11 protein-coding genes are annotated in these 9,162 nt (G+C 36.1%); 3 read left to right on the top strand and 8 right to left on the bottom strand.

All coding sequences use genetic code 11. From position 1 onward, the window contains the following. Positions 1-411: 411 nt before the first annotated feature. The 6 genes from SGJ10_08960 to SGJ10_08935 all read right to left on the bottom strand — a co-directional run bounded on the left by SGJ10_08960 (position 412) and on the right by SGJ10_08935 (position 5,794). Complete coding sequence (locus tag SGJ10_08960) at positions 412-1,323, bottom strand: methyltransferase (protein MDZ4758254.1); 912 nt, start codon at positions 1,321-1,323, stop codon at positions 412-414. After that, entirely contained in the window at positions 1,316-2,371 is a 1,056-nt protein-coding gene (gene ribD, locus SGJ10_08955) for a bifunctional diaminohydroxyphosphoribosylaminopyrimidine deaminase/5-amino-6-(5-phosphoribosylamino)uracil reductase RibD (protein MDZ4758253.1), read from the bottom strand. Before ribD ends, SGJ10_08960 begins: the two co-directional genes overlap by 8 nt. Before the next feature lie 630 nt (positions 2,372-3,001). Next, positions 3,002-3,589: a hypothetical protein gene (locus SGJ10_08950; GenBank protein MDZ4758252.1), complete on the bottom strand. Its 588-nt coding sequence runs from the start codon at positions 3,587-3,589 to the stop codon at positions 3,002-3,004. Further along, positions 3,580-3,753 (bottom strand): hypothetical protein, encoded by a 174-nt coding sequence (locus SGJ10_08945; GenBank protein ID MDZ4758251.1) that lies wholly within the window; start codon positions 3,751-3,753, stop codon positions 3,580-3,582. Before SGJ10_08945 ends, SGJ10_08950 begins: the two co-directional genes overlap by 10 nt. 18 nt (positions 3,754-3,771) lie before the next feature. Further along, positions 3,772-4,800: a Holliday junction branch migration DNA helicase RuvB gene (gene ruvB / locus SGJ10_08940; GenBank protein ID MDZ4758250.1), complete on the bottom strand. Its 1,029-nt coding sequence runs from the start codon at positions 4,798-4,800 to the stop codon at positions 3,772-3,774. 253 nt (positions 4,801-5,053) lie between these two features. Then, positions 5,054-5,794: a (Fe-S)-binding protein gene (locus tag SGJ10_08935; protein MDZ4758249.1), complete on the bottom strand. Its 741-nt coding sequence runs from the start codon at positions 5,792-5,794 to the stop codon at positions 5,054-5,056. Between the two features lie 278 nt (positions 5,795-6,072). Between SGJ10_08935 and SGJ10_08930 the strand changes: the two genes are divergently transcribed. The 3 genes from SGJ10_08930 to SGJ10_08920 all read left to right on the top strand — a co-directional run bounded on the left by SGJ10_08930 (position 6,073) and on the right by SGJ10_08920 (position 7,683). After that, a complete protein-coding gene (locus SGJ10_08930) occupies positions 6,073-6,537 on the top strand; it encodes a GtrA family protein (protein ID MDZ4758248.1) in 465 nt (154 codons plus the stop codon). 64 nt (positions 6,538-6,601) lie between these two features. Further along, the gene (gene rplS, locus SGJ10_08925) at positions 6,602-6,949 is read left to right on the top strand and encodes a 50S ribosomal protein L19 (GenBank protein MDZ4758247.1); all 348 of its coding nucleotides are present in this window, start codon (positions 6,602-6,604) and stop codon (positions 6,947-6,949) included. Positions 6,950-7,041: 92 nt separating this feature from the next. Continuing rightward, positions 7,042-7,683: a histidine phosphatase family protein gene (locus SGJ10_08920; protein ID MDZ4758246.1), complete on the top strand. Its 642-nt coding sequence runs from the start codon at positions 7,042-7,044 to the stop codon at positions 7,681-7,683. Between the two features lie 311 nt (positions 7,684-7,994). Here the strand turns inward: SGJ10_08920 and SGJ10_08915 are convergent, their stop codons facing one another. Together SGJ10_08915 and SGJ10_08910 are read right to left on the bottom strand one after the other, a co-directional pair. Next, the gene (locus SGJ10_08915) at positions 7,995-8,354 is read right to left on the bottom strand and encodes a TonB family protein (GenBank protein MDZ4758245.1); all 360 of its coding nucleotides are present in this window, start codon (positions 8,352-8,354) and stop codon (positions 7,995-7,997) included. Positions 8,355-8,395: 41 nt separating this feature from the next. Beyond that, positions 8,396-9,058, bottom strand: a complete 663-nt coding sequence (locus tag SGJ10_08910) for a hypothetical protein (GenBank protein ID MDZ4758244.1) — start codon at positions 9,056-9,058, stop codon at positions 8,396-8,398. Positions 9,059-9,162: the final 104 nt, after the last annotated feature.

The following is a 9,162-nucleotide window of genomic DNA, read 5'->3' as shown; positions in this document are numbered from 1 at the left end:
ACTGTTATACTTACTATAAATTAGTATTTTATGCAATTAGGTCGTTGATTTTGCTGCAAGGCTTTTTAGCGAAATTGCTCAATATCCGTGCAGAAGGTTGTGTTAACTCTAAATTAATAGGAGAATCAACGCCTATATTTCATGTGAAAAAGAAGAATCCCGAAAGCCTCGCTTAATCCCGATAATTATCGGGATGCGGGGGGATTAGTCCCTCTTTTTTTTACTATTATATATTGAGTTTCGGTATAATCTCTGTGCCAAACTCCGTGTAACACTGTGGTTAAAAGACTTGCTGTCAGTCTGTCCGCCGCGGCGGATATCAAAGACCGTCTATCGAAGACCGTTTGTTCATGCTTCGATAAACCCGATAGTTGTAGGAACAGCATGACAAACATCGTACATCGTACATCGTCAATTCCTCTCAATTTTCATCAAAACATACTTCTTCTCTAAAGCAAATAATGTTGGATTTATAATATTAATATTCTTATCCAATTTGCCATCAATCTCTGGTAAAGATTTTTCTATAATATAATAGAGTCCTGGATTTTTTACTTTAATTTTTTCTATCAGAAATTCTTTCACAGGCATACCAATTTGTGTAGCCCACATATATATATAAGCAATGGTAGGCAATATATGCGGCGTGATATTTTCTTCATGCGTCATTTTGAAACCATGCTTGGTTAACAGTGTATTAAATGATTCCCAATTATGACCACTTTTCTCATGTGCTTTACCCAGCCTGAAATAATCACAAGCTACCCATGTGCCGCCGGGTTTCATAATTTTATCGATGATAGGTAATGCTTTGTCGAGTTGCAAATATTGTAATGATTCTGAAGTAATCACCGTGCCAAAATGCTGTATATAATCATCAGCTTTTATATCTTCAAAACGGCAATGTAATACCTTGTTCGGATACGTATTGATGATATGTTTTATCTGTGTATTATCAGGTGTTAAACCGATTGCATTTATATTGTTTTCGTTTAATAGTTTTAATAGTCCACCCATACCACAACCCACGTCTAGTGCAGGAGAAGATTTGTCTGTAATAAGCTCTACCAATTTTTCTGCATAACGCTTTTGTGCATTGTATATCATATTCAAACTGATATCTTCTGCTTCAATTTTTGCATTATCAAAATATCCATAATGCAAAAAATCTCCTTTCAATATTTTGCTGTACAGTTTTAATTGAGCATCATCTTGGTGGCGGTTTCCACGCTTGCGGTTACGTTGTAGTTTAATAACCTTATAAGTATTCCAAGGATATAATGCCCGCTTTAATATATTTTTAATAATATTGTTCTTAGCCATGTATATATGTTTTCAAAATGTCGCCTGAAATGTTTTCTGTGTAGTTGGGTTCTTGGTTGATGAACGGGGCTTTCAAGCCAATATGATACGTTTTTTGCGGAGCGGTAAATACCTTGGTTTCATCCCAAATATTTTCTGAGATAAAAGTTTGTAATACCATTCTACCCCCTTCCACCAAAACCGATTGTATTCCTTTTTTATATAATACTTCCAAAGTTTGTTTGGCAGCTCCCATCGAAAAATCTATATATATAAATTCTACATTTTCTTTTTCCCAATGTTTGTTCGATTGAAAATATTGATCCACCAAAACTAATGTAGGGGTGCTGCCATCAAATACATTGAGTTCTTGACTCAATCGCAGTTGTGGATCCCAAACAACTCTTATTGGGTTTTTTCCTTCCCAATGTCGCACATCCAAAGTAGGATTATCATTCAATGCCGTATTAGAACCAACCAATATAGCTCCATGACAAGCCCTATAGCGGTGCACTTGCCTCACCGAATATTGGTTACTAATATATCGTAACTGTTGGTAATTGGGGTCACGCATTTGCGGAGCGATAATATCATCGGCGGTTTGTGCCCACTTAAGCGTAACGAACGGTCTATTTTTTTGGTGAAAACAATTGAATTTATTATTCAGTTTCAATGCGTCATCTTCACAAATTTCTATAATAGTTTCTATGCCTGCAGCTTTTAATTTTTCTATTCCTTGTCCTGCAACTAATGGATTGGGATCTTGTTGGGCTATAATAACTTGTTTGAATTTTTTCTCGATAATTAAATCTACACAAGGCGGTGTTTTGCCCGTATGCGAACAAGGTTCCAAATTTATATATATACTACATTCGTTAAACTTGCCAAACCCTTGAAGGTTGTTAATCGCATCTACCTCGGCATGATTGCCACCATATTGATGGTGAAATCCTTCAGCAATAATTTCATCCTCGTGAACAATCACGCAACCCACCATCGGGTTGGGCTCCACAAGTCCTTCGCCATTGGCAGCCAATTGTAAACAACGTTTCATGTAATGGGTATGCATGGTGGCAAAGATAGTTAAATGTTGGAGGTTTTTTGCGTGGGAAATTTCGACAATTTATTTAATGAATCGAATAAATTTTTTTCGTTTTTTCTTATGTTTTCTATACTTTTGATTGGGGTCTAATATTCCCCACTTTCCTTCATATTTTGCCCATAGCAAATAGTTTCTTCCAAATTTATAATCATCAAATAAGGGTGGAATAGCGTTGTGTTCCCAAAAGTTGAATCCAAGTTTACCATCTTTAACTAACAGAATTAATGGCTTGGCCCCAGAAGTATATTTTACGCGATCCGTATATATACTATCATAAATTCAAGTAACAAATGCACTTTCCTATTTTCAGTTTCACAATATACTACATCTTTATTTTCTTTGAATTGTAAATTGATAAATTGGAAAGGGATTACGGTTTGATAGTTTCTGCTGTACAAGCCGTGTTTACCATTTACTTTAGCAATTGTATATTTTGTATTCAATCCATTTTTTTCAAAAAAATAATTGTTTTTTAATCTAACTCTTTCGAGCATTGGAGATACAATATTGTTGCTAAAGGTATCAATAGCCCATACACCTTTTTTATTAAAGCATAGCAATAGTTTCCCTTCTAATATAGCTCCCGATATTGGATCGCTAATGATTGATTTTTTTGGAGTAATTAAAAACTATATAAGTGTTTCTACTGGAGAAATTAAAGGTATAGAAATTATCACAAATTTTAGAGCTAAATAGAATGGTTTCATTCCGTAATTTCCTCCTAATTTCTTCTAATTCATTTTTATATACTTTCGCTTCGTCAAGTTGTTCAATCTTGGTTTCTACATCTTTTGAGTAATTTGTTCGTTTTTTCTGATTTCCATCTCTTGAGCTACTGGCTTTTGGCGGTGCACCGTCTCCGTACATACCTGAATGCATTAACTTTGATCCTCCTTCTGTTATTCTTTTCTTTGGTTTTGATGCTTGTTTGCAATTCTTCACAAAAGTTGTCACCCATTTTTTATAGTACATATGATAGAAAGCACAAGCATTTCCTATTAGCACTTTAAATATGGGATACTCTACTTCGCAAATGGTATCATAAATGCAAGGGAATAATTCTTTTTGCATTGTATCATTTGCATAATATATACCCCATCTGTTTTTGTTTTCCACATAATAAAATAAATGATAGTAGTCATTAAAAACGATATCATCATATTTAGCAGGAACAGTTATTTGCAAACCATATAAATGCCTTTCATACCATTCTCATAAAAAGAGGAATCATTTTTATTTATATTTTCTAAAGTAACCGAATCAGCAAATGGCGGCACGTACCACTTTATCTCCTGAGCAAAACAACTAAGCGATATCAAACAAAAAAATAAAACAATATATTTTTTCATATACAATAATATATAATACTAAAACAACTGATTACTATTCCCCCTGTGCGGCATAATGCCCAAATGCTTATAAGCCATTTCGGTTGCCTCACGGCCACGGGCGGTACGCATCAAAAATCCTTCTTGTATGAGGAAAGGTTCATATACTTCTTCTATGGTTCCTGCATCTTCGCTTACGGCAGTGGCAATAGTATTTAATCCTACAGGGCCGCCTTTAAATTTTTCTATAATAGTTGTGAGGATTTTATTATCCATTTCATCCAGTCCGTGCGAGTCTACATTCAATGCATCGAGAGCCATTTGGGCAATGTCTAAAGTAATAGTTCCATCGCCTTTCATTTGTGCAAAATCTCGGGTACGACGCAATAATGCATTTGCAATACGTGGGGTTCCCCTGCTGCGTTTGGCAATTTCGTGAGCTGCGGTATCGGCTATTGTAGTTTTTAAAATTCCTGCAGAACGTTTTACAATCGTGGTCAATAATTTTACATCATAATATTCTAATCGGGCATTGATACCAAACCTTGCACGCAACGGAGCAGTTAGCAAACCACTTCGGGTTGTAGCACCAATTAAAGTAAAGGGATTGATACCAATTTGTATAGAGCGGGCATTGGGGCCACTCTCCAGCATGATATCTATTTTATAATCTTCCATGGCTGAGTATAAATACTCTTCCACCACAGGACTTAGTCTATGTATTTCATCAATAAATAATACATCGCCTTGTTCTAAATTGGTAAGAAGTCCGGCAAGGTCACCGGGCTTTTCTATAACAGGTCCTGAAGTAATTTTAATGCCTGCACCCAATTCATTTGATATAATATGTGCCAAGGTAGTTTTGCCCAAACCCGGAGGCCCGTGCAACAATACATGGTCGAGTGCTTCGCTACGTAGGCGGGCGGCCCCCACAAATATTTTTAAATTTTCTATAGTTTTATCTTGTCCTGTAAAATCGCCAAAAGCTTGCGGGCGTAAAACCTTCTCCAATTCCTTTTCGGTATTGTCTAGGTTTTCTTCGTCGGCATCTATATTTGGGTTACGCATGGGCTAGGGATTGGGATATGAGATTTAGGCCCCGATTGCAATCGGGATGGGGTGCTGACGCAACATTTTTTTCATCTTAATATTATTACTTTCTACTACCCGCCGCGGCGGGCTGTCTACTATCTACTTACTACTACCCGCCGCGGCGGGCTGTCTACTCTACTGACCACTATCTATCTACTTACTACTTACTTCTATCTACTGTCTACTTACTACTATCTACTGCCCGCCGCGGCGGGCTGACCACTATCTACTACTTCAACCCTTTCACCAGCAAATCTACTATATGTATAGCTTTAATATGCAAGTTGTTTTTTTTGATATAGGAATCTAAATGCATCAAACAACCGCCATCGGTACACACTAAAAATTCGGCACCAGTATCCATTACATTTTTCAATTTTTCTTCGGCCAGTGCAACTGATAGAAGTTCATACTTTACCGAAAATATTCCGCCAAAACCGCAACATGTATCATAGTCTTTTATTTCAACCAATTCGAGTCCTTCCACCTGAGCGAGCAGTTTTCGAGGCTGATCAAATATTTTACAATCACGCATGCCTTTGCAATTGTCGAGCAAAGCAACGCGAGAATTAAAAGTTGCGTTTAAATGAGGGTTGCCTAATATATCCACCCAGAATTCTGCAAAGTCGAAAAAGTTTTTTTGTAAATTTTTACTGGGATTATGCACTGATGAATTTTCGAAAAGCTGATTATAGGATTGACGCACCATGCTCACACAACCAGATGAAGCGGCAACCATATAATGACCGGCAAGTTGTTCGCCAATTAATTTTTCACCTACTTCTTTGGCATCGTCCCAAAAACCTGCATTGAAGGCGGGCTGACCGCAGCAAGTTTGTTCCGTATTATAATGTGTAACACATCCTGCCAGTTCCAAAAGTCGTTTCATATTAAAGCCCGTCTCAGGCCAAAACTGATCGATGTGGCAGGGTACAAATAAATCTACATGTATGGTTTTATCTTTTTGCAAGGTCGCAAAAATAGGGATATATAATGGTTAATGGTAAATGAATTCAGGCAATAAAGATTACTGGAAAGATACTATTGGCAATTTCAAAAACAAGATTTCAATTGGTTAGGTCGCGACATTAACCATTGAATTGATTGCGTAGCCCATTAACGATTATCGTCTGCTTCAGCCGACGGGAAAAACTTTGCGTAGCCCATTAGCTCCGCGGCGGCGGGTATAATTAACCATTAACTTAACCATTTATAATTAACCATTAACCATTATTTTTGCCGACCTTTATGATTCGCATTATTCTTCAAAATAAGCTCATACGCAAACTGGTAAAGTTTGGGATTGTAGGTGCAGCCTCCTTTGTAGCAGGTTATATCACTTACGCAGTTTTATGTGAGTTGCACTTGATGATGTATCATGATGTGAAGAAATATTATCTCATTTACCAGGTAATTGGAAGCATTGTAGGTTTGTTTGTGAGCTATGTGGTTAATAAAAACTGGACTTTCAGACACCAGACCCATAAAGAGAAAAAGTATTTCAGGAAGTTTGCTATGGTGTATGCCATTGGCTTCTTTATCAATATCGCTTTGGTGTATTATTTTGTGGATATAGCAGATTACCTGCCTGGATACTTGCACAAAAACAGGCTGTTCCTAGCCCCTATCTTTGCAACGGTTATTAGCTCCGGCATCAATTTTTTGGCGAGCAATAAGCTGGTTTTCAAAGTAGAGGACGTGGAGGAGGAATAAACAAAAAAACATTTGTTTATAAAGGATAAAGCCCTATTTTTGCACTCCCAAATTTTAAGCTATCATGAGCAATTTATTAAAAATCGTAGAGCAAGAATTTTTAAAGGCCGATGTTCCAACATTCAAGGCTGGCGATACTGTAGCAGTATCATACAAAATTAAAGAGGGTGCCAAAGAGCGTATCCAGTTGTACCAAGGTGTGGTTATACAACGCCGCAACAGTGGTCTAAACGAAACTTTTACCGTGCGTAAAATTTCAAACGGTATTGGTGTAGAGCGTATATTCCCTGTTCACAGTCCCAATATTGATAAAATAGTAGTGATGAGCCGCGGTAAAGTAAGACGTGCCAGGATTTTCTATCAACGTGGACTTACAGGCAAAAAAGCCCGTATCAAAGAAAAAAGAGGTTAATCTCAAAAACATTATATTTCAGGCTGTCTATACAAACGGACAGCCTTTTTTATTTTAATAATAGTCCGCTTGAGGCGGATAAATTTTTTTAAATGGACAAGAAAAATATATATATCATACGTCACGGAGAAACAGATTTCAATAAAAAGAATATCGTACAGGGAAGCGGTGTGGACAGCGACTTGAACGATACTGGACGTAGTCAGGCATTGTCGTTTTATCAGAGTTATAAAAGTATCCCCTTCGATAAGATATATATATCACAATTGAAACGTACCAAGCAAACGGTTGAGCATTTTATCGACCAAGGTATCGGCTACGAAGCATTGGCAGGACTTAATGAAATAAGTTGGGGTGTACACGAAGGTTTGGAACATAATAAAGAATTCGATAACGAATATTGGAAACGTGTAAAAGAATGGCGTGAGGGGCATTTGCATATTAAGATAACTGGTGGCGAAAGTCCGCTAGAGCTTGCAGCCCGACAAGAACCCACATTAGAATATATCATGGCTCAAACACAGGAGAAAAATGTTTTGATATGCATGCATGGCCGTGCCCTCAAATCTTTTTTGTGCCTAATCCAAAATATGGGTCTTGAGCACATGGACGATCACGACCATAGCAATACAGGTTTATATATCTTCGATTATGATTATGAAAAATTCACACTCCTCAAAACCAATGACCGCAGCCATTTGGATGGTATAGCAGTTTTGGATGATTTGACATAGTAGTGCTGAGTGCTGTCAGGTTTTTTACCTGACAATATATATTAATTGCTTTCCAAAAGTTCCAAAATTGTGGAAAGTTTACAAGAACAACTATTCATCAATTGTATAAATCACTGGTAATATATAACTAAATCTTACTGCATTCCCATTCTTCTTTGCTGGTTTCCATTTACCAGGGCCACTTATTCTTTTATACCGAAACTCAATATATAATAGTCCAAAAGAAAGGGACTAATCCCGAATACTTTCGGGATGTAGTTCGGCATTACCATTCTTAACCTAATCCGCCACAGGCGGAGAACTATTATAGGTTAAGAATTGGTATTAATTATTCTAAGAGCTTCATTGTCCATTCTTTCGGTAACCTTTTTTACAACTTTAATATTTCTCAAACTTCCATCAACTTCAACAACAAATTTAACATGAACAACGCCTTGTATCCCAGCATCTTTTTCATAGGCTGGATATTCAAGTTCTCGCATAATATACTCATTCAAATTATTAAATTTAGGATTATCATCTACTTGGGAAACGTCATAAGCTGTGGATGTATCAGTACTTGGAGGTTCAATATCCCCTTCTGGAGAAGACATAGTTGTAGAACCAACTCTATCACCCTCTTCTATAATATCATAAGCATGAGAATAATTTCCCATCTCAATATCTCCCAAATAATTTTTCTTTTCCTTCGAGTCCCAGACCTCTATTCTATCTAATTGGCACAAATAGCTGATATCAATGATTGGAATGAATTATTATCCAAACTATAGATATATACTAAATAAATATTCTTATTTGTTACCCATTTGCTTTGTGCATTTTTACTTGTTTTTGCGTTAGTGAATTTGCGTGCATTTTTCTTATTTAGCTTTAATTTTAAAGGGAATTCATAGTCGCCGTACTCAAGTTTTAGTCCATATCGCATTTTTCTATTATGAATCGCATTATTATATATATATACCAATTCATTTTTAATGTTCAAATCAAATCTCTCATTTACGATGTCATAATTATTCCATGAATTAGCAATAGGTTCAGAACAATAGATAGTATTCTCGCCTTTATAGAGCGGCACCGAATCATGATACTCTTTTTTCATAATTTGGTATGCCTTAGGATTATTTTTTACAATATCATATTCTTTGGTTTTAAACTCACGTATATACAAATCGACCAAACTATCATGAGAAATTTTATCTTGCCATTTACAAAAGCAAAATTGAAATACTTCTTTCTTAGTTATAGTTTTTAACTTTTCTGTATACGAATATGTTGCATATTCATTAGTTGCTTTTGAGAATTGTTGAATTTGCCCACTTGAGCTAAAATATACAATTAAGAAAAGTATGATAAGAAATGTTTCATATTGTTTCATTTTAGTAATATTTTTTGGTACAGCAGTATTCACCTGACAATGATCTACGATGTTTCATTTGCAAAATAATTTGTAGGTGTGCAAATATAATAATGAGGTGCAAT

The organism is Bacteroidota bacterium (assembly GCA_034439655.1).
Lineage (GTDB): Bacteria > Bacteroidota > Bacteroidia > UKL13-3 > UKL13-3 > CANJUD01.
The sequence above is the reverse complement of the archived record's forward strand: the minus strand, read 5'-3'. Positions and strand labels throughout refer to the sequence as shown.

Bases quoted from the DNA above. Each gene is read 5' to 3' on its own strand.
- SGJ10_08960 (MDZ4758254.1), bottom strand. From the start codon at position 1,323: ATGGCTAAGAACAATATTATTAAAAATATATTAAAGCGGGCATTATAT.
- ribD (MDZ4758253.1), bottom strand. From the start codon at position 2,371: ATGCATACCCATTACATGAAACGTTGTTTACAATTGGCTGCCAATGGC.
- SGJ10_08945 (MDZ4758251.1), bottom strand. From the start codon at position 3,753: ATGAAAAAATATATTGTTTTATTTTTTTGTTTGATATCGCTTAGTTGT.
- ruvB (MDZ4758250.1), bottom strand. From the start codon at position 4,800: ATGCGTAACCCAAATATAGATGCCGACGAAGAAAACCTAGACAATACC.
- SGJ10_08930 (MDZ4758248.1), top strand. From the start codon at position 6,073: ATGATTCGCATTATTCTTCAAAATAAGCTCATACGCAAACTGGTAAAG.
- rplS (MDZ4758247.1), top strand. From the start codon at position 6,602: ATGAGCAATTTATTAAAAATCGTAGAGCAAGAATTTTTAAAGGCCGAT.
- SGJ10_08920 (MDZ4758246.1), top strand. From the start codon at position 7,042: ATGGACAAGAAAAATATATATATCATACGTCACGGAGAAACAGATTTC.
- SGJ10_08910 (MDZ4758244.1), bottom strand. From the start codon at position 9,058: ATGAAACAATATGAAACATTTCTTATCATACTTTTCTTAATTGTATAT.